General features: G+C 60.1%; 16 protein-coding genes. 2 read left to right on the top strand and 14 right to left on the bottom strand.

Annotated elements, in window-relative coordinates; genetic code table 11:
• Nucleotides 1–29 precede the first annotated feature (29 nt).
• From Q5Z11_RS03820 to Q5Z11_RS03780, 9 genes are all read right to left on the bottom strand, one after another.
• A complete protein-coding gene (locus Q5Z11_RS03820; protein WP_303748798.1) occupies nt 30–3,152 on the bottom strand; it encodes a DUF4915 domain-containing protein in 3,123 nt (1,040 codons plus the stop codon).
• Nucleotides 3,145–4,554, bottom strand: a complete 1,410-nt coding sequence (locus Q5Z11_RS03815; protein WP_303748797.1) for an ABC transporter ATP-binding protein — start codon at nt 4,552–4,554, stop codon at nt 3,145–3,147. The genes Q5Z11_RS03820 and Q5Z11_RS03815 overlap by 8 nt, the downstream gene beginning before the upstream one ends.
• Entirely contained in the window at nt 4,544–5,374 is an 831-nt protein-coding gene (locus tag Q5Z11_RS03810) for an ABC transporter permease (RefSeq protein ID WP_303748796.1), read from the bottom strand. The genes Q5Z11_RS03815 and Q5Z11_RS03810 overlap by 11 nt, the downstream gene beginning before the upstream one ends.
• Entirely contained in the window at nt 5,371–6,378 is a 1,008-nt protein-coding gene (gene galE, locus Q5Z11_RS03805; RefSeq protein WP_303748795.1) for a UDP-glucose 4-epimerase GalE, read from the bottom strand. Before galE ends, Q5Z11_RS03810 begins: the two co-directional genes overlap by 4 nt.
• Complete coding sequence (locus Q5Z11_RS03800) at nt 6,378–7,577, bottom strand: cystathionine gamma-synthase (RefSeq protein WP_303748794.1); 1,200 nt, start codon at nt 7,575–7,577, stop codon at nt 6,378–6,380. Before Q5Z11_RS03800 ends, galE begins: the two co-directional genes overlap by 1 nt.
• Nucleotides 7,578–7,669: 92 nt before the next feature.
• Nucleotides 7,670–9,040 carry a pyridoxal-phosphate dependent enzyme gene (locus tag Q5Z11_RS03795; protein WP_303748793.1) on the bottom strand — a complete coding sequence of 457 codons (1,371 nt, stop codon included), beginning with the start codon at nt 9,038–9,040 and terminating at the stop codon, nt 7,670–7,672.
• Between the two features lie 178 nt (nt 9,041–9,218).
• Nucleotides 9,219–9,437, bottom strand: a complete 219-nt coding sequence (locus Q5Z11_RS03790) for a YdcH family protein (RefSeq protein WP_282266820.1) — start codon at nt 9,435–9,437, stop codon at nt 9,219–9,221.
• A 328-nt stretch (nt 9,438–9,765) separates the two neighbouring features.
• Nucleotides 9,766–10,647, bottom strand: a complete 882-nt coding sequence (locus Q5Z11_RS03785; RefSeq protein WP_303748792.1) for a hypothetical protein — start codon at nt 10,645–10,647, stop codon at nt 9,766–9,768.
• Nucleotides 10,647–11,033 carry a DUF4398 domain-containing protein gene (locus tag Q5Z11_RS03780; RefSeq protein WP_303748791.1) on the bottom strand — a complete coding sequence of 129 codons (387 nt, stop codon included), beginning with the start codon at nt 11,031–11,033 and terminating at the stop codon, nt 10,647–10,649. Before Q5Z11_RS03780 ends, Q5Z11_RS03785 begins: the two co-directional genes overlap by 1 nt.
• Before the next feature lie 97 nt (nt 11,034–11,130).
• On the opposite strand from Q5Z11_RS03780, the gene Q5Z11_RS03775 reads away from it, so the two are divergent.
• On the top strand, nt 11,131–12,261 hold the full coding sequence (locus Q5Z11_RS03775; RefSeq protein WP_303748790.1) for a PilT/PilU family type 4a pilus ATPase: 1,131 nt from the start codon (nt 11,131–11,133) through the stop codon (nt 12,259–12,261).
• A gap of 386 nt (nt 12,262–12,647) precedes the next feature.
• Here Q5Z11_RS03775 and maiA read toward each other — a convergent pair whose 3' ends face one another.
• Nucleotides 12,648–13,304 carry a maleylacetoacetate isomerase gene (maiA, locus tag Q5Z11_RS03770; protein WP_303748789.1) on the bottom strand — a complete coding sequence of 219 codons (657 nt, stop codon included), beginning with the start codon at nt 13,302–13,304 and terminating at the stop codon, nt 12,648–12,650.
• 94 nt (nt 13,305–13,398) lie between these two features.
• Nucleotides 13,399–14,388, bottom strand: a complete 990-nt coding sequence (locus tag Q5Z11_RS03765; RefSeq protein ID WP_303748788.1) for a fumarylacetoacetate hydrolase family protein — start codon at nt 14,386–14,388, stop codon at nt 13,399–13,401.
• Nucleotides 14,389–14,759: 371 nt separating this feature from the next.
• Here Q5Z11_RS03765 and Q5Z11_RS03760 point away from each other — a divergent pair, with 371 nt between their 5' ends.
• Nucleotides 14,760–16,160 carry a DEAD/DEAH box helicase gene (locus tag Q5Z11_RS03760; RefSeq protein ID WP_303748787.1) on the top strand — a complete coding sequence of 467 codons (1,401 nt, stop codon included), beginning with the start codon at nt 14,760–14,762 and terminating at the stop codon, nt 16,158–16,160.
• Between the two features lie 354 nt (nt 16,161–16,514).
• Here the strand turns inward: Q5Z11_RS03760 and Q5Z11_RS03755 are convergent, their stop codons facing one another.
• The 3 genes from Q5Z11_RS03755 to Q5Z11_RS03745 all read right to left on the bottom strand — a co-directional run bounded on the left by Q5Z11_RS03755 (nt 16,515) and on the right by Q5Z11_RS03745 (nt 20,489).
• Nucleotides 16,515–17,339, bottom strand: a complete 825-nt coding sequence (locus tag Q5Z11_RS03755; RefSeq protein ID WP_303747726.1) for an IS3 family transposase — start codon at nt 17,337–17,339, stop codon at nt 16,515–16,517.
• Complete coding sequence (locus Q5Z11_RS03750; protein WP_303747725.1) at nt 17,339–17,653, bottom strand: DUF1153 domain-containing protein; 315 nt, start codon at nt 17,651–17,653, stop codon at nt 17,339–17,341. Before Q5Z11_RS03750 ends, Q5Z11_RS03755 begins: the two co-directional genes overlap by 1 nt.
• Nucleotides 17,654–17,912: 259 nt before the next feature.
• Complete coding sequence (locus Q5Z11_RS03745) at nt 17,913–20,489, bottom strand: M14 family zinc carboxypeptidase (RefSeq protein WP_303748786.1); 2,577 nt, start codon at nt 20,487–20,489, stop codon at nt 17,913–17,915.
• Nucleotides 20,490–20,617 lie beyond the last annotated feature (128 nt).

Here is a 20,617-nt window from a genome sequence, read left to right as displayed (position 1 = left end):
TAGCAGCCTGCCAGACTGAAAACACATCACTAACCTCTTGCCGTAAATCTGGCGATCTTCTCTTTCAAAAGAACATTACTGGCGGAGATCATATCTGCATACTGAGTGTTCTGGAAACCCCAGATAGTTGAATGCTGTTCCTCCTTGTGGCCAACAAGGAAAGGTGACGTCGTCACAATCTTTAACGCCTTCTTCCTCTCCAAGTATCGATCAATAGTATTACTCTCGACATCCCGGTTTGACTCATCCCAGGCAATAATCGCATCGAATACAGGACGGTTATATACGTTAAGAACTGTACTGATCAGTCGGTCTATGACGACGAAGCATTTTCCGCCATGAATCTCGACATCCGACACCTTCGCCTCATTACTCAGATCAGCGAGCAAGCCGGAGAAAATGTCCCACCCGTCATTCCGTTTATCAATATAATCATTGACCAGCTTCAATTCGTTATCGAACTCCGACGGAAACTCAACATCGTCTTCGCAGATGGTCACTCGCTCCAAGCCCGCCTGATCCGCAAGCTTGATCATGTACTTGTAGCTGAGGGCACAACCCACCCAACCCTTGGAATGGCGAAGGCCGGGGAACATCTCAAATCCGAACTTGTTGTCGGCCACAAACCCACTGCTACGCTCGGCGAACTCCGGAAGATTCAGGCAAATACGATCACCCTTCAGCTTGTAACGGCTGCCCACCTCATCCCAGAACTGGTCAAAGCCGATGTTGTCGGTGGCCAGCAGGAATCGCATGAAGAAATAATCAAAACGATTGAGGCTATCTTTCAGAACAGCCCTATTCCTCTCCACCGCAGCTTCACGTGCAGCCGCGTTTGCCAGCCAGTAGTGCACGCGCTGAGCCATGCCATCCACATCGCCAACGCCCACAAAATCGACAACCCCCTGCAGCTCCTCATGCTCCTCCATGTCGGATGACTGCTCGGAAACAATCATGCAATCGAGTGACAGGCACTCCCAGATTCTCGTCGTCTCCAACAATGCGCCGGGATAATAGTGGATATTGACCACGATTTTTGCCGAAGCCAAAATCCGATACAGTTCATCCCCGAACACTTCCGAGACAACGCGCACGCGGCAGACACGACTCAGTGCATCAAGGAAATCCCTGCGACGATCACAGTTGGCGTCTCCATAAAAGACAACATCGTAATCGTCAGACTTGTTGACATTCGAGTACTGGCCAGCCAGCTCTGGCATGTAATGAATGGGAACATAGTTTATCTGCTTCAGACTTAGCCCCCGTTCCTTTAGGTAGGAGATATTCTTCAGCGAATAGTCAAATATAGCGAACGAGTTCTCCAGACGCGAAATATAATCATCCGTGAACCAGCGCGAACTCACGGATTGCTCCAACTGGAATGCTACATAGAAGCCCGGCAGTTCCGGGAACATTTGCGGGCAGATCACAAAGTGCGGAACATGCGAATATCCCGCCAGTGGGCGCTCATAGATCACCTCAGCGGAAATACCAACCCTGCTCAATGCGCTCGCCATCAGCTGCCCGATATAGTCACAATGACGCGTGGTAAGAATAACCACGGGACCTTGATGCCCTCTCAAATCAAAGACAACAGGCTCTGGCACAGCGGTGGCTGGCTGCGGCCCGCCCCGCTTGACAAACCCATCGACCAACCCCGCCACTTGAGCAGGCTGTATGCGCCGCGCAATTCGTAAGTAGCGGCCAAGTTCGCGCGGATTCAGCGCGAAGAAAACTCCAACTTTCACGATCTGCTTTAGACCGCGGGTCATGCTCCGGCCAATAGAAGCCACCCTGCGAAGAGGCGAGGTGATCCACATGGACGCCGAGCCCTCGACAATCCTGAGCTCTCGTTCGGCACTGTCAGCGCGCTGTTCCAGCACATGTAGCCGCTCCTTCTCTTCCGCAAGCATGTTCGTGAGGACACCAATCTGGGATTGGAATCCCTGCAATCCATTGAACAGGCCCTCCAGAGACGTAGCATCACTATCCGACGCAGAAGAGAGTGCCGCCAGACCAACACGTGAATGGCCGAACTCCGATATCACCCGTGCTTCGAACTGACGGATGGATCCAATCAACTCTTCATGCCGAGCCTTTGCTTCCTGCCTGTCTGAAAGAAGCACTTCCAAGGCGGCATCCAGTGCTTCGAATCTCTGCAGGGCTACGTCCGCGCTCAGTCTGAGGCTCTGATCCTGCACTTGACCCACAAGCTTTGATACCTGCTCGCGCTCCACCGCCACCTGCGCGAGGTCTCTTTCAGCCTCGCTCAAGCTCTGCGTCTTCTTCGCCAGCATTTCGGATAGCAGCTTCGCGCTGTGCGCTGCAATCATACTGACGATGAATCCAGAGTCCTCGGCCGCCATCGGCAATATCGAATAGACCTCATTTACAGGAAGCGGCAGCTTACCAAGTTCGCTCCAACTGTTTTTATCCAAAGCCAGCACAGCGCCGCCACTGACGTCGTCGAGCGGCGCATTACGGGACTTGCTCAAGCCGAGATAAAGCACATCTCCGGCGATGGCCAATCCACGTACGTATCCATCGATGTCGAGCTTGCGCCTAATTGACCCGTCGGGCGCATATTGCAACAGTTGGCGGGCCCCGGAATTGGCAACCAGTAAGTCGTCGTTGAAAGGAACCAGGCTATGTGGCTGGGTCAAGCCGCTGATCAACGTTTCACCCGTCAAAAGATCACGTACAAATCCGGTCTCTGTAGACCTTCCCTTGTACTCACGATGCTCGGTAAATTCGCCAAACGCGGAGAAAACGATCCGTCCACTCCAGTTCGCGATGCAGTTTATATGCCAGGAGTCATACTCACCTGGAAACTTCCATCGTTCCAGTTCGACTCCGCCAGCATCGACGCATACGACTTCGTTCCCCCAGGTTCCCACCAAATAATACTTATCATCTGCGATAAGCACATCATGGATGTCGCCAAACGCTACATCAGCGGGATTCAGTTCAACCACCCGGTCTCCATAAGCTATTACGAGCGCCGGTTGGACGCCGCGCAGCAGCTTCCGCTCGTGCAGGTAAAGCCCGGTTGTATCCAGATGGTCGATTTTGTGGACCCGTCCTTCGTGGACGTGCAGCAACCCGCCGCCGTTGGGTGAACCAACCAGAAGACTATCGAATACTTTATCCATGAACTTCAACCATCGGCCTGCAGGAAAAATCTATCCACTCCTGCGAAATATTATTGGACACTGGAAGCACTCTAAATGCAGCCGCATCAGCCAATCGATGTATCACCGACTCTGCCCCCCCGACATTTCCGAATACACCAGCATTTAGAAAGAACACCCCCGGATTCAACATGCAGTCAAATTGGTACTCAACTACGACCTTCTGCCCTTGTTGGAATCTACGACCATCCGCGAACGTCGGCGCGGACATGCTCCCGCCGAGATGAGTACCATTCAACGCCTTGATCACCATTCCGAAGCGAACATTGTCAATGTTCGCGGCAAAATCCACGACGTAACGAAACACGTACTTTCTACCGCGGACCAGGCCATTTACACGTGCACCGGCCAACGTGCGAATCTCGGGCGCACTGATCAGTGCGCCGTGACTTTCATAAACAATGGTATCCATCGGCACAAACGAGGAATCGTACACCTCATCATCGCCCGTGATTTCGTCGCTCTTATTGCCCGTCGCTTCCAGCCCCTTCGTTCGATCAGCATCACCGGCATTTGCAAGTGAACGATCTTTGATGTTCTGGCGCAGAGCAGCCGCCGCCGCCGCTGGTGCATACAGCAACTTCTGGTACAGGCCAACAACCGCCTTGGGTGGACCATCTGCAATAAGCTCGCCGCCATCAAGCAACACCGCCCGGTCACACAGATCCACGATAGTGCCCGCAGAATGCGACACGAACAGGATCGTTGCGCCCTCAGAACGCAGCTGGTCAATCCGCGAGAAACACTTGCGCTGAAACAACTCATCGCCCACGGCCAAAGCCTCATCCACGATGAGGATGTCCGCGCTGACATTGATCGCCACGGCGAATGCAAGACGAACAGCCATACCACTGGAATAGGTCTTTACCGGCTGATCTATGAAATCGCCGATATCGGCAAACTCAAGAATATCGGGGATCCTGTCCTCCAGCTCACCGCGAGGCATACCGATCAATGCAGCGTTCAAGTACATATTGTCACGCCCAGTGAACTCTGGATTGAATCCAGAGCCGAGCTCCAGCAGAGCTGAAATCCTGCCGTGGGTACGCACGTCGCCGGTGGTTGCCGAAAGAGTGCCGCAGATGATCTGTAGCAGCGTGGATTTGCCAGAGCCATTGCGCCCGACTATTCCTACCACCTCACCGCGCGCAACTTCAAAATTGATGTCCTGTAGCGCCTTGAATACCCTGAAATGATCCTTGGACTGGCGCCCGCTCAAACGGTTCATCCGTGGAAAAACAAACTGCTTCAGCCGGTCAATTGGGCTCTCATAACCATGATAAACCTTGCCAACATTTCTGACACTAATTGAAATTTCGTGCAGCGGCTCCATAACCCCACGCTGATCGGTATCAAAGGACATCCGCAAACCCCTTGCGAGTTTTCTGGAACCACGCAAACCCCGCGCAAGCAACAAGCAAAGCGACAAACAGGTAGAGCAGCAGCCCGGCAAAATCAGGAATCCGGCCCCAAACCAGCACCTCACGTGCTTGTTGAATGATGAAAGTCAGAGGATTCATCTGCACAACCCAACGGAAATTCTGGGGGAGATTCTCCAAGGGATAGAAGACCGGCGCAAGAAAAAGCATCACTGTGGTAATGATGCCTGTCACCTGACCTACGTCACGAATATAAACACCGAGACTAGCCAGAAACCAGGCCAAGCCCACAGCTAGAATCAGAAGTGGCAACAGAACCAGTGGCAGAAAAACGATTACCCAACTTGCGTTCCCACCAAGCACAAGGAACGCAAGAAGAAACACCACCACACCGATAGCAGTATGGAATAACGCCGAAAGCCCAACCATTGGCGAAAGAACCTCCAACGGAAAGACGATCTTCTTGACGTAATTTGGATTTGCAAGCACAAGCCCTGGAGCACGATTGATTATCTCTGCAAACAAACCGTGCACCAACATGCCAACAAACATTATCAGTGCGAACTGCCCCCGACTGTCACCGACCGCCCCACCCCATCGCGCTTTGAACACAACAGAGAAAACGAATGTGTATACGGCCAGCATCAAAATGGGCGTCACGAATGACCAGGCAACACCGATCAGCGCTCCTTTGTATCGCCCAACAATATCTCGCCTGGCGAGCTGCTTGATGAGATGACAGTTGGTCCGCAGCGATTCGAGCATCGCCCATGGGGATGCGCCGCTTACTTTCGAATTATTCACGCTTCGCCCCGAGCCAAGGTGCTTTGCCACATCCAGCTGTCACGACACATCTCCGGGAGGCCGAGCCGTGCCCGCCAACCAAGTACCCGCTCCGCTACTGCCGCGTCCGCCCAAGACTCTGCGACATCTCCGGCTCGCCTTGGCCCGATCTGAAACGGAACCTTGTTGCCGGTGACTCTTTCGAAAGTTTCAATCAGCTGAATTACTGACGTCCCCATTCCAGTACCCAGATTGGCAGTAAGGACACCATTGTTCTTCAAGCAATAGGCAAGAGCAGCTACGTGCCCATCCGCGAGATCCATCACATGAATGAAGTCCCGGACTCCTGTCCCATCGATGGTGGGATAGTCATCTCCATGAACAGTCAATCTGTCGCGCACACCTGAAGCCACCTGACAGATATAAGGCATGAGATTATTGGGAACTCCGCGGGGATTTTCTCCAAGCAGCCCACTTTCGTGCCCTCCAACCGGGTTGAAGTACCTGAGCAGGGCAAAGCTCCAGCTCGGATCTGCTGAAGCTACGTCATTCAACAGTGTTTCGACTTGTGCCTTGCTGTTTCCATAAGGGTTGCTTGCACCCAGCGCTGCATCTTCGGCAAATGGTGGCCGCTGAGAGCCGTCATAAACCGTCGCCGAGGACGAAAACACCATGTTGTACACACCAGCGACCGACATTGCCCCCAAAAGCGTTCGGGTACCGGCAACATTGTTATCAAAGTATTTGAGAGGGTCCCCCACGGACTCAGCAACGGACTTCAACCCGGCAAAGTGCATGACTCCGTCAATCTTGTACTCACTGAATAGCTGCGTCAGAAGCGCCTCATCGCGAATATCTCCTTCGACGAACCTGAAAGACTTACCAGCAAGGGCAGCGAGACGATCAAGTACCGACCTGCTGCTATTACTTAGGTTATCCAGCAAAACAACTTCGTGGCCAGCCTCGTGAAGTACTAAGCTTGCATGCGATCCGATATAGCCTGTTCCACCGGTAACCAGGATCATTATGCTGCGTCCTCTATTCTCAATGCGTCGCGCAAATCCACCCGCAGATCCTCAACATCCTCAACCCCCACGCTCAACCGCACCAGCGCATCACTGATGCCCAGCTGTTCGCGGCGCGCGACCGGAATCGAGGCGTGCGTCATCACTGCCGGGTGGTTGACCAGGCTTTCCACGCCGCCGAGGGACTCGGCCAGGGTGAACAGCTCGGTGCGCTCGCAGAAGCGCTTGGCGGCTTCGAAGCCGCCCTTCAATACGATCGAGACGATGCCGCCGTAGCCGGCCATCTGCTTGCCCGCCAGTTCGTGCTGCGGATGCGAGGCCAGGCCCGGGTAGATCACCTTTTCCACCGCCGGGTGGGTTTCCAGCCACTTGGCCAGTTCCATCGCGTTGGCGCAATGCGCCTTCATGCGCAGCGGCAGGGTCTTCAGGCCGCGCAGGGCGAGGAAGCTGTCGAACGGCCCCTGCACGCCACCGATGGAGTTCTGCAGGAAGGCCATCTGCTCGGCGAGTTCGGCGTTGTCGCCAACCACCACCATGCCGCCGACCATATCGGAGTGGCCGTTGAGGTACTTGGTGGCGGAATGCAGCACCAGGTCCGCACCCAGCTCCAGCGGACGTTGCAGCATCGGCGAGGCGAAGGTGTTGTCCACCACCACGATCAGGCCATGACGCTTGGCGATGGTGGCCACCGCGGCGATGTCCACGATCTTCAGCATCGGGTTGGTGGGGGTCTCGATCCACACCATCTTGGTCTTCGGCGTGATCGCGGCTTCAAACGCGGCCGGGTCGGTCAGGTCGACGAAGCTGAAATCCAGTGCGGCGGTGCGGCGACGCACGCGCTCGAACAGGCGGAAGCTGCCGCCGTAGATGTCATCCATTGCCACCACGTGGCTGCCGGCATCCAGCAGCTCGATCACGGTGGAGCTGGCGGCCATGCCCGAGGCAAAGGCGAAACCACGGGTACCGCCTTCCAGCGACGCCACGCAACGCTCGTAAGCGAAACGGGTCGGGTTGTGCGTGCGCGAGTACTCAAAGCCCTGATGCTCGCCCGGGCTGGACTGGGCATAGGTCGAGGTCGCGTAGATCGGCGGCATGACTGCGCCGGTGCTGGGGTCAGGCGACTGCCCGCCGTGGATGGCCAAAGTGGCAAGCGACAAGGCGCGCTCGCCGTCCTGGCTGCGTGAATGCTGATCCGTCATAAGGGCTTCCAGCTAAAAGAGAAAAGTCTATCAGTGTGGCCTGAACCGGCCATGGCAGCACCTCCCCTAAGGTGCTGCCGGCCGCGCCGCGTTTACTGAACGCGGCGACGCAGGTAGTTCAACAGGTCGATGCGGGTGATCAAACCGAGGAAGGCGTCGCCATCGGTGATGATCGCCACCTGGCCACGGTCGAACACCGGCAGCAATGCCTCGATCGGCGACTTCACGTCCAGGCTGTCCAGCTTGCTGACCATGGCCACCGACACCGGGTCACGGAAGCGGGCTTCATCGCCGTAGACATGCAGCAGCACGTCGCTTTCATCGATGATGCCGACCAGCTGGCTGCCTTCCATCACCGGCAGCTGCGACACGTCGTACAGCTTCATGCGCTGGTAGGCGGTGGTCAGCAGGTCCTTCGGGCCCACCACCACGGTGTCACGCTGGCTGTACGGGCGCAGGATCAGGTCGCGCAGGTCGCCGAACTGCGGGCGCTCGAGGAAGCCGTTGTCCAGCATCCAGTAGTCGTTGTACATCTTGGACAGGTACTTGTTGCCGGTATCCGGCACCAGCACCAGCACCTTCTTCGGCGTGGTCTGCTCGCGGCAGTACTTCAGCGCGGCGGCCAGCAGGGTGCCGGTCGAGGAGCCACCGAGAATGCCTTCCTTACCCAACAGCTCGCGCGCGGTGTGGAAGCTCTCGGCGTCGGTGATGGCATAGGCCTTCTTGACCCGGCTGAAATCGGAGATATCCGGCAGGAAGTCCTCGCCGATGCCTTCCACCAGCCAGCTGCCCGACTTCTCGTTCAGCGTGCCCTCGTTGATGTACTCGGCCAGGATCGAGCCGACCGGGTCAGCCAGCACCAGCTCGGTCTTGGGCGAAAGCTTGGCGAAGGCGCGCGACAGGCCGGTCATGGTGCCGGAGCTGCCGCAGCCGAACACGATGGCGTCCAGATCGCCGCCCATCTGCTCGATGATCTCCGGGCCGGTGCCGAACTCGTGCGCGGCCGGGTTGTCGGGGTTGCCGAACTGGTTGATGAAGTACGCGCCCGGGGTGCGGTCGGCGACGGTCTTGGCCAGGTCCTGGTAGTACTCGGGGTGACCCTTGGCCACGTCCGAACGGGTCAGCACCACTTCGGCGCCCATGGCCTTCAGGTTGAAGATCTTCTCCCGGCTCATCTTGTCCGGTACCACGAGGATCAGCTTGTAGCCCTTCTGCTGCGCCACCAGCGCCAGGCCCAGGCCGGTATTGCCGGCGGTGCCTTCCACCAGCGTCGCGCCGGGCTTGAGATCACCGCGCTTCTCGGCCGCCTCGATCATCGACAGGCCGATACGGTCCTTGATCGACCCACCCGGGTTTGCGCTCTCCATCTTGAGGTACAGCTCGCACACGCCGACATCCAGGCGCTGGGCCTTGATGATGGGCGTATTGCCGATGAGTTCGAGGATGGAGGAATGGATGGGCATCGGTTTACTTCAGATCGCGCCGCTCTGCGGCCGGACCGATGATTATCCGATGGTTGTGCGCGAAAGTCAGGTAATCACGTTCAGGCGTAACTACCGAGCTGCCAAGTGACGCGGACAATGACGGCCGACGAGGAGGCCGCCACCGTCCGCGACATAAACGGTCTAGCGTGGGGAAGGTTCAGTTGATGCTGTTTTCGTAAATCCGCAGGAGCTTCTGCTTGGCCAGCAGTTTTTCCCGTTTCATCTGTCCCAGGGTTGCCCCATCAATCGGGAGCACACCCAGCTCCGCGTCCATGCATTTCTTGTTCAGCTTCTTATGCTGTTGGTAGAGCTGCTTGAACTCCGGGTTGGCCTTGGCCAATGCGTCGATTTCACTCTGCGGCTGCCCTTCGAACATGACTACCTCCTTCATGCAGAAACAAGAACGCCCCGGCCTGGCGGCACGGGGCGTTGCTGGATTGGAAAGCCAAGCCGCTCAACGTGGCACCACCAACCGCCCTCCGGCCAACCTGCCAGGAGCTATCGGTTACTGGTTCGCGCCACGCTTGCACCGGCTCGGCCCTCCGTTGTCCGGACGACGAAAGTGCCGCCCGGACAATTGACCCTACGCCTGCAAAAAGGTTCCGGCAAGGGCTATGCGGAAACGTTTACTGAATATTCAAACCGCTCCGCATTCAGTCTCACACGAATGACAAAAACCTAACAAGTTCAGCCATTTAGGTTTGTCACGGCGCGATAATCACTTCCGCTGAACGGGCGCGGGTGGAGGCCGCTTTCTTGCCCGTCACCTGGATCCGGTTGGCGGCAACACCGGCTGCCACCAGCGCGTCCTTGAGCGCCTGCGCGCGCCGCTGACCGACGCCATTGGCGCTGTCGTAGGCTTCGATGGTGACCCTGCCCTTCTTGCCGATGTTCAGGTATTCGGCCAATGCCTTGGCCTGGTTGCCGGCCGCGCCGGAAAGCGCCGCCTGGCCAGCCGCAAAGGCATCGCCGGTGAAGGTGTAGATCTCGCCACGGCCATCGAACTTGGACGCCGGCAGCTTCTGCCCGGACACCAGCTCAGCTTCTTCGCGGGCCAGCTTGGCCGCGTTCTGCTGGGCCGTGCTCAACCGCGCCTGCTGGCGGCCGGCCACGCTGGTCAGCGCGGTCTCCGCATCCTGGCGGGCCAAGGTCTCGGCTTCGGCAGCCAGACGCAGACGCTCGGCCTCCTCGGCCTGGATCTGGGTCTGTACCCGCAGCTGCTCGGCTTCCTGACGGGCCCGGGCCGCGTCGCGACGACTGGCCTCGATCAGCAATTCACTGCGGGTGCGTTCCAGCTCGCCCACCTCACGCCGTGCCAGCGCCGCGCGGCTGGCCGCCTCGGCAATGGCGACGCGGCGCTCTGCCAGATAGCGGGCGTCGTCCAGCTCCTTGCGCTTGGCCTTGGCCAGGGTCGCAATCGCCTGCTGCGCCTGCAGCTTCTCGAACGAAGCCACATCGGCCGTGGCCATATCGGCCTGCAGCAGCATCAGCCGGTGGCTGAGCGCACCAACTGCCGGATCTTCCGCCGCCACTGCCAGCAAGGGCATGGCCAGCAGGCCTGCAACCATCAGATTCCTGATCCGCATCAGCGTCCCTCCCCTGTCGCCAACTGACGTTGCAGCTGTGCAACCTCGGCCTTGCGCTGGGCCAGCTGGGCCTGCGCGACCGCTTCCTCGCTCTGCGCACGGGCCAGATCGGCATCGGCGGCGGCACGCAGTGCCAGCACCGGCACCTGCTTGCGCAGGCGGCGATCGGTGGCTGCCTGCTGGGCCTGGCCCAACTGCTGGCGGGCCATGGCCATGGTGTCCGGCGCGTACTGATCGGCGTCGGCGCGGTCGGCCTTTTCCACTGCCTGTTGAGCGGTAAGCAATTCCATTGCACCCGGATCCTGCGCCAGCGCGCTGCCGCATAGCACGAATGTGCAGGCGGTAGCACACAGGAATCGTCTTAATTGTGCGAAGCTAGATTTCATTGGGGAGCCGTGGCTTGGGTGACTGAGCGCGGCCATTGTGGTCAAGCCAGAGGCGTGCTTGCAACGGCACGCCGCCGTTTGTTGGGGAAAATTTCGCATGGATATCGGCTATTTCTTGAAGCTGATGACCGAAAAGAACGCTTCGGACATGTTTTTGACCACCGGAGCGCCGGTTTACATCAAGATTGAAGGCAAGCTGTACCCGCTGGGCAATACCGGCCTGCCGCCGGGGATGGTCAAGAAAATCGCCTATTCGCTGATGGACGAGGGCCAGGTGCCGCAGTTCGAGCGCGACCTGGAGCTCAACATGGCCATCGCCCTGGCCGACGCCGGGCGCTTCCGCGTCAATGTGTTCAAGCAGCGCGGCGAAGTGGGCATGGTCATCCGTGCGATCAAGAGCCGCATTCCCAGCATCGAGGAGCTCAACCTCCCGCAGGTGCTGAAGGACGTGATCATGACCCCGCGCGGGCTGGTACTGGTGGTCGGCTCGACCGGCTCGGGCAAGTCGACCTCGCTGGCCTCGATGATCGACCACCGCAACAGCACCTCGACCGGCCACATCCTCACCATCGAGGACCCGATCGAGTTCCTGCACAAGCACAAGCAGTCCATCGTCAACCAGCGCGAAGTCGGCCTGGACACGCACGCCTTCCACAACGCGCTGAAGAACGCGATGCGTGAAGCACCGGACGTGATCCTGATCGGCGAGATCCTCGATGCCGAAACCATGGAAGCGGCCATCGCCTTCGCCGAAACCGGCCACCTGTGCCTGGCCACGCTGCACTCCAACAATGCCGACCAGGCGATCGAGCGCATCCTCAATTTCTTCCCGGAAAGCGCCCACAAGAACGTGCTGATGAACCTGTCCTTGAACCTGCGCGGGGTGATCTCGCAGCGTCTGGTCAAGGGCAAGGACGGCCGTCGCCGCCCGGCAACCGAAGTTCTGCTCAACACGCCGATGATCCGCGACCTGCTGCGCCGCGGTGAAGTGCACGCAATCAAGCAGGCGATGGAAGAGTCGTTGGAAGAAGGCATGCAGAGCTTCGACCAGTGCCTGTTCCGGATGGCCAAGGACGGCATCATCGAGCAGGAGGAAGCGCTGCGCGCGGCCGACTCGCGCGACGGCCTGGCCTTGAAGTTCCGCCTGTCCGAAGGCGGCACCGGTGAGCACGATCCGTATGCGGACTTCGCGGCATCGGCGCCGGCGGCGATCACGCACGGCTTCTGAGCTGGTGATATCGATGACAAAAAGCCCCGCATCGCGGGGCTTTCTGTATCAGGGCCGAGCGGACCTAGGCCTTTGTAGGAGCGGCGTAAGCCGCGAAGCCACAGCTGCATCGGTCAGCAGATATCCCCGACCCTCACCTTCGCTGTGCGAAAAACGGAGGACTGTAGTGCCGAGCCATGCTCGGCAATGGGCATTACCGACCATGCTGCAGAACCGGCGCAGGCAGATTAGCCAACGGTGAACCAGCGCCCAGCCTTCGTCCGGAACATGTTGATCCGCTGTTTCGGTGGGATTGTCGGCTTCGCGGCTTACGCCGCTCCTACACGAGGTTTCTGAGGGATTGCCAGTTTCGCGGTTTACACCGCTCCCACAAAAACCTTGTGGGTTCAGACCGCGTCGATCTGGTTTTCCGGGCGGGCCGCGTCGAATGCCGGCAGGGCCAGGCAGGCTTCCTCGATCCGGCGCAAGGTCGGGTACGGCGTCAGATCCAGGTGGAAACGGCGGGCGTTGTACAGCTGCGGTACCAGGCAGCAATCCGCCAATCCCGGCTCGGCACCATGGCAATAGCGACCGGTGTCGAACGAGCCTGCCAGCATCGCTTCCAGCGAGGCGAAGCCAACGCGCATCCAGTGCAGCGTCCACTCATCACGCTCGGGCTGCGGCACGTTCCATTCGCGATCGAAGAACTGCATCACCCGCAGGTTGTTCAACGGGTGGATGTCGCAGGCCACCTGCTGGGCCAGCGCGCGTACGCGTGCGCGACCGCCGGCGTCATCCGGCAATAGCGCTGCCTCGGGGAAGACCTCTTCCAGGTATTCAAGAATGGCCAGCGACTGCGTCAGTACACGCTCACCATGGCGCAACGTCGGCACCAGCTCTTGCGGATTGAGCGCGGCGTAATCCGCTGCGTGCTGTTGCCCACCATCGCGCACCAGATGAACCGGAACGACGGCATACGCCAGGCCTTTCAGGTTCAGGCCAATACGCACGCGGTATGCGGCACTCGAGCGCCAATAACTGTAGAGCGTCAGCCCTGCTTCCATGTCAGATTCCCCCCTTCCCATGCGACACAACAATACGCGCTGGTGGTGAGGACGCCTTCACCACCAACGCGCTGCAAACGTATTGTCGGCCTTCTCAGGGACGGGATGCCTGTTCGATCTGCTGTTCGATCGCGCCAAAAATGCTGACGCCGTCACGGTCCAGCATTTCGATGCGAACCACATCGCCAAAACTCATGAACGGCGTGGACGGCTTGCCGTCGCGTAGGGTTTCCACGGTGCGCTGCTCGGCAAAGCAGGACGCACCCAATGCGGTGTCTTCATTGGCGATGGTGCCCGAGCCGACGACGGCGCCAGCCGACAGCGGGCGGGTCTTGGCCGCGTGCGCAACCAGCTGGGCGAAGTTGAACTGCATGTCGACGCCAGCTTCCGGCGCGCCGAACCACTTGCCATTGATATGGGTGACCAGCGGCAGGTGCAGCTTGCTGTCCTGCCAGGCAGCGCCCAGCTCGTCCGGGGTCACGAACACCGGGCTCAGCGCCGAACGCGGCTTGGACTGCAGGAAGCCGAAGCCCTTGGCCAGTTCGCCCGGGATCAGGTTGCGCAGACTGACGTCATTGACCAGACCGACCAGCTGGATGTGGCCGGCCGCCTGTTCCGGCGTCACCGCCATCGGCACGTCGTCGGTGATGACCACGATCTCGGCTTCCAGATCGATGCCGTAATCCTCGCTGATCACCTTCACTGCATCGCGCGGGCCGTAGAAGCCGGCGCTGGTGGCCTGGTACATCAGCGGATCGGTGTAGAAGCTTTCCGGCACTTCGGCGCCACGCGCCTTGCGCACCCGCGCCACGTGCGGCAGGTAGGCGCTGCCATCGACAAATTCGTAGGCGCGCGGCAGCGGCGCTGCCAGCGCCTGCATGTCCACCGCGAACTCGCCTTCCACGGCACCGGCATTGAGCTGCTCGGACAGCGCGTTCAGGCGCGGCGCCAGATTCGACCAGTCTTCCAGCGCCTGCTGCAGGGTGGCGGCAATGCCAGCGGCCCGTACCGCACGGGTCAGGTCACGCGAAACCACGATCAGGGTGCCGTCGCGGCCGCCTTCCTTCAGGGAACCAAGCTTCATGGGAGTGTCCAGTCTGCGGAGAAATAAGTTTCAATTGTAATGAATATGCCCGACACCACCAGCCTCTCCAGCCGAATGCTGAACGGGCGTTTTTGTGCGAGGCGCAACAATCCCTTAGACTAGCGCGGTCTGCCAGCGGCCGTCCGTTTCCCTCAGGGATCGCCGGCGGTGCAGGATCAGCGGCCATCTGGCCCATCCGCCCGCCCGCCCCCACTCCGACGCCTATCGTCACGCATTCCAGCCAGCGCACCGCGTTGGTTGCATCCAGATCTTGCAGCGCGGTTTACGGGAACGCTCCGAGATCAGCTGATCTTCAATGATCAGCAACGCAAGCCCTGTGGGCGCGCGTTATTCAAGTTTCGGAGCACTCCATGTCGTTTGAAAACCTGGGCCTTGCGCCCTTCCTGCTGCGCGCGCTCGCCGAGCAGGGCTATGAAAACCCGACCCCGATCCAGGAGCAGGCCATTCCACTTGCGCTGGACGGTCGCGACCTGCTGGCCGGCGCCCAGACCGGTACCGGCAAGACCGCCGCGTTCGGCCTGCCGCTGCTGCAGCACCTGGCCACCTCGCCGCAGAGCGTGGGCAATGGCCCGCGCCGTCCGCGCGCCCTGGTGCTGGCACCAACCCGCGAACTCGCCACCCAGGTGCATGACAGCCTGCGTGGCTACAGCAAGTACCTGCGTATCCCCAGCGCCTGCATCTACGGTGGCGTGGGCATGGGCAACCAGCTGGACATCCTGCGTCGTGGCGTCGACCTGCTGGTCGCCTGCCCGGGCCGCCTGATTGATCACCTGGAGCGTCGCAGCGTCGACCTGTCCGGCGTCGAGATCCTGGTCCTGGACGAAGCCGACCGCATGCTCGACATGGGCTTCCTGCCCTCGATCAAGCGCATCCTGGCCAAGCTGCCGCGCCAGAACCGCCAGACCCTGCTGTTCTCGGCCACCTTCGAAGACAGCATCAAGCAGCTGGCGCTGGAGTTCATGCATAACCCGGAGCAGATCCAGGTCACGCCGAAGAACACCGTTGCCGAGACCATCACCCACCGCGTGCACCCGGTGGACGGCGCGCGCAAGCGTGAGCTGCTGTTGCACCTGCTGGCCAAGGACTCCCGCGTGCAGACGTTGGTGTTTGGCCGCACCAAGCATGGCTGCGACAAGCTGGCCGACTTCCTGGAGAAGTCCGGCATCAAGACCGCGGCAATCCACGGCAACAAGAGCCAGGGCCAGCGCCTGCGCGCACTGGCTGACTTCAAGGCCGGCCGCGTGACCGTGCTGGTGGCCACCGATATCGCTGCCCGCGGCATCGACATCAACGAGCTGCCGAAGGTCATCAACTACGACCTGCCGATGGTTCCGGAAGACTACGTGCACCGTATCGGCCGTACTGGCCGTAACGGTTCGACCGGTGAGGCGGTCTCGCTGGTTGCCCAGGACGAAGCCAAGCTGCTGCGCCAGATCGTGCGTCTGCTCGACCGCGACATGGACATCCGTGACGTGCCCGGCTTTGAGCCGCACACCCCGATTCGCTGGGGCAACAGCGCACCGGGCAAGGCTGAGCATCCGGGCGGCCACAAGGCACCGCGTCGCGGCAACGGCGGCCATGCCGCACGTCGCCCGACCGGCGATGCACCGCGCGGCGGCCGTGGCGGCCAGCCGCAGAAGCCGGGCGGCCAGCGCAATGCCGGCAATGGCCAGCAGCGTCGTGATGCGCACCCGGGTGGTGGTCAGCGTCGTGGCAGTGGCGGCCGTGGCCAGAGCCGTACCAGCGCCTGATTCCAACTTTTTGTTGGGATGAGAAGCAAAGAAAGGCCGACGCATTGCGTCGGCCTTTCTGGTTTCTGTGTGTTGTTTTCTGTTTTGTAAAACAGCAAAACCAGTAGCAACAGCGCCCCTCATCCGCCCCTGCGGGGCACCTTCTCCCGCATGCGGGAGAAGGGAAGGCCCGTCATTGCCACGTCGAGAACCTGGCATCGCGCTTGCCCCGAACTGGCCGCAACCAAGCTGCTTTAGCTTTTAGCTTTTAGCTTTTAGCTTTTAGCTTTTAGCTTTTAGCTTTTAGCTTTTGGCTTTTGGCTTTTGGCTTTGAGCTTTGAGCTTTGTGTAATGACCCACCGGTTTCTGCTCAGGTCATGCGGTTAATGTAGCGGCATAAGCCGCGTCCGGGGTCATCATCTTCAGCGCCTGATGTGGGCGCTGTTGGTTGTAGAAGCCAATCCAGTCGCCAATGATCCGCAGGGCATGGACTTGGCTCTCAAAGCGGTGGCGATGCACGCACTGCTCCTTGAGTGTCCGGATTACGCGCTCCACCATCCCGTTCTGCTGCGGGCAGTGCGGTGTGATGAATTCCTGTTTCAGGCCGTAGCTGCGCACCAGGCGCGTGTAGTCACGGCTGGTGAAGACCAGACCGTTATCCGAGCGCAGCAGGAAAGGCTCCGGCACACGTCCCAGCGTGCCAAAGCGGGTGATCAAGGCCTGCTCCAGAGCGGCTGAGGCAGTGCTCGCCTTGCCGGTGCGTGACAGGTGCCAGCCCAGCAGCTGCCGCGTGCTGCAGTCGATCACCAGCGCCAGACTCAGCCAGCCGTCCTTGCCGCCCCATACACGGCACAGGTCCGTGGCCCATCGCTGGTCGGGTCGTTCGGCACGAGAGACCTTTGCCTGGATCCTGGGCCGTTGCCCAAGTGCGCGCTTGCGCACCTGCCAGCCCTTGAGCTGGAAGATCCGCTGGACGGTGTTCTTGTTCATGCCCAGCAATGCAGCCACCGTGCGGTAGCCGAACGACGGCTCCGCCTCGATCATCTCCCTGATCGGCTCGGCAAGCTCCGCTTTGACCTTTGCAGGCGAACGGGTCGGCTTGTAGTACGTCGTCCGCCGCGCCACGCCGAACCACTGGCACAGCTTGGTCATCGGTATCGCTACACCTTCGTCCTTCAGCCCCTGCTGGACCGAGAGCATCAGCTCTCGTCCTTTCCCAACAGGGACGCCAGCTTTTTTCGGGCGCGGATCTCCAGCATGGCCTCGCCGTAGGCTTCCTGCAGGTCTTTGAGCTGGCGCTCATACTGCTCGCGCACGTCCTCCGGCTTGGCCCGCAGCGCGTTCTCCATGCCGCGCTTGCCATCGTCCACCCAGCTCTCGATCTCCGCCGGCGTCAGGTCGAACTGGCGACTGGCCGCAGCCACGGTGGTCTTGCCCTGGATGATCTCAAGGACCAGTGCCGACTTGCGACGGGCCGTCCAACGCTTGATCTCTTCTCCCATCACTTCGCTCATCGGTGTCTCCTTCGGGGAAAGTAACACCTGAGCAGGAAATCAGTGGGTCATTACATTTGAGCTTTGGCTTTGGCTTTGGCAAATCCCTTCTCCCGTTTACGGGAGAAGGTGCCCCGCAGGGGCGGATGAGGGCGGCTTTTGCCTTTGCGATACCCGCTGCATGCATAAACAAAGCAGAACTGCACGGTGCTGCGCACCGCACCCTCACCCCAACCCCTCTCCCGCATGCGGGAGAGGGGCTCAGGCCTCAGGGGCTTTGTTACTCCCCGCGCTGGCGCGGGGTGCTCAGGTGGTTTGCCTGCAGCAAGGCATTGAGCAACAAGCGCTCGGTGCCATGCCAATACTTGCGGTGCGCCGGATCATCTGCAAACAACACCACATTGCCACTGCCCGTAGGCACCACCTGCAGGTAACTGGAACCAGCTACGCGCGCACGATTGGCATCGGACAGGTAGCCATTCACCACCGGCTCGCGGTCGATGTTCACCACATTGAGAAAGGCATTCTTCACCGGCTCGAACACCAGCCCGCCTTCCTTGTTGACCCAGATGCGACGCTGTTGCACACCAAAGCCCAGCGGATGGGTCGGATCGATATCAGCGCTCAGGATATTGCCGCTGACCCGTCCCAGCGCGAACACATCACGCACCGTACCGAAATCCAACCGCTCAGCCTCATCCTTCTTGTCGCCTTCGCGCAGCTTGGCTTCGGCAAGACCCTCGTCGATCGCCCAGCGCGCGCCGCTGCCATAAACCACCAGCGAACCACCGGCTGCAATCCAACGCTTCAAGGCAGCCACACCGGCATCACTGACGTTGGCATAGGTGCCGCCGGACAGCACGATCGAGGTATAGCGCGCCAGATCAACACTCGCCAGCTGCGCAGGATCAAGCTTGCTGGACGGCAAGCCCAGCGAGGTATCCAGCGAGAACCAGGTCGAACCAATCTCAGTGGCGGACACACCCTCGCCCATCACCAAGGCGATGCTCGGCGTGCGCAGTACACGCACATTGTCGCTACCCAGATCGATGCCACTGGCAGCACGGCCACTGGCCAAGGCGTAAACCGTGACGCCGGCTTCCTGCGCACGCGCCAGCACCTTGGCCTGCAACGATTCGGCGTCCACGGTCTGGCCCGCGACCGGAATCACCACTGCACCATGACCGAACGCCACATCACCGTTCGCGGTAACCGCAGTGAACGGCTGGTGCGCGGTGCGCACACGCACGTTGTCGCGCAACAGTCCGCCCAGCAGACGGAAGCTGCTGAAGTCACGTGCATCGGCCACGTAGGCGAAGCCAGCACGACCGCCGCTGATGCCACCCTGGGCCACCGGCACCGCGTCCACCACCGCACCGCTCGGCACAGCACCACGGCTGCCGGCATAACGCAGGCCATAGGCGGGTGCCACCGCATACGAGGTGCCGCTATAGAACACGTCTCCCTTCACCGCCGGGGTGAACTCGAAGATCGAATGCGCGAGGCGGAACTGCGGCTGCCGCGCCGGCACTACGTAAGCCGACCCGGCCTGGAAGCGTTTGCCATCCACTTCCACATCACGCGCCAATGCATGCACCTCGATGCGATGCTGCAACAGCACCGCAAGAAGCTTGCGGGTCAAGGTGGCATCGGCCGCATCACCAAACACCCAGTCATGCACCGGATAGGCCGAAGCCTGCTTCAACGCGCTGCGGAAGAAGTCCTTCTGCAGTGCAAACAGACGATCACGGTCTTCCACCACACCACGCACGCTGGCCAGGCCCGTCGCCACCTGGTTGCGGACGGTGAAGTTGAAATGCAGCGGGCCATTCACCGATTCCTGTACCAGACCACGCGAACTGGCCTGTTCCACGGTCACACCGACCGCACCGTGGAAATCCGGATAGGTGGAACCATAGATCGGCGAGAAGTTGTCGAAGTTCTCGCCGGTGTAGTACAGCGAACCCAGATCATCCAAAGCCTTGGCATGGAAGCGTGCCAGCCACTTGTTCGCCTCATATGAAGACTTGGGCAACAGCGGGCTTTCCATGCTCTTCGGCGACGGCTCGAAGTAATAGGTGCTGTCCTTGCCCATCTCGTGGAAGTCGATCTGGATGTTCGGATACCAGCGATGGAACTGTGCGACCTTCGGCCAGCTGTCGGTCTGTGCCAAGGCAAGCCAATCGCGGTTGAGATCGGTGAAGTAGTGATTGACGCGGCCGCTGGGGAACGGCTCGACATGTTCCTTGTCGGCCGGATCCGCAGATGGCGGACGCGAACCCCATGCGTTATGCCAGTTGGCGGCACGGTCGCGTCCATCCGGGTTCTGTGCCGGATCAATCACAACTACCGCATGGTCGAGCCAGCGCGCGGTTTCCGCGTCCTGGTTGGCAGCCAGATAGTAGGCAGTGAGCATCGCGGCTTCGCCGCTGGAGGTTTCGTTGCCGTGCACGCTGTAACCCAGCCACGCAACCGCCGGAGCATCCGCACCGGGTAGCGGCTGTGCAGGATCGATCAACGCCTGCCGTTGCGCGGCAATCTCGGCGCTGCGCGCGTGATTGCGTGCCGAGGTGATGGTGACCAGCAGCAGCGGGCGCTGCTCGTAACTCTGACCGATGACCTCGACCTTGACCTTGTCCGAGACCCGCGCGAGTTCGTTGAAGTAGGCCACCAGCTGGTCATGCCGGGTGTAGTGGCTGCCGATCTCGTAACCGAGGAACTGTTGCGGCGATGGCACCTTTGCATCGAACTGCTGCGCGGTAGGGAAGTAGTAGCTGTTCTGGGCATGGGCCGGTGACAGGCTGACAAGTGTTGCCAGCAACAGCACTGGCAGCAGACGTGAAAAGCGGAACGACATGGATGTAGCACTCCCCGATTGCATGAACGTTGTTGCGGGACTTCGAATTGAAAAGCGAAACACGTAGTGCCGAGCCATGCTCGGCAGAGGCTTTCCCGGTAATGCTCCAAAAACTGCCCTCACCCCCC

This window comes from Stenotrophomonas sp. 610A2, from assembly GCF_030549615.1.
Taxonomy (GTDB): Bacteria; Pseudomonadota; Gammaproteobacteria; order Xanthomonadales; family Xanthomonadaceae; genus Stenotrophomonas; species Stenotrophomonas pigmentata.
Note: the sequence above shows the minus strand (reverse complement) of the source record. Positions and strands in the feature narration are given on the sequence as shown.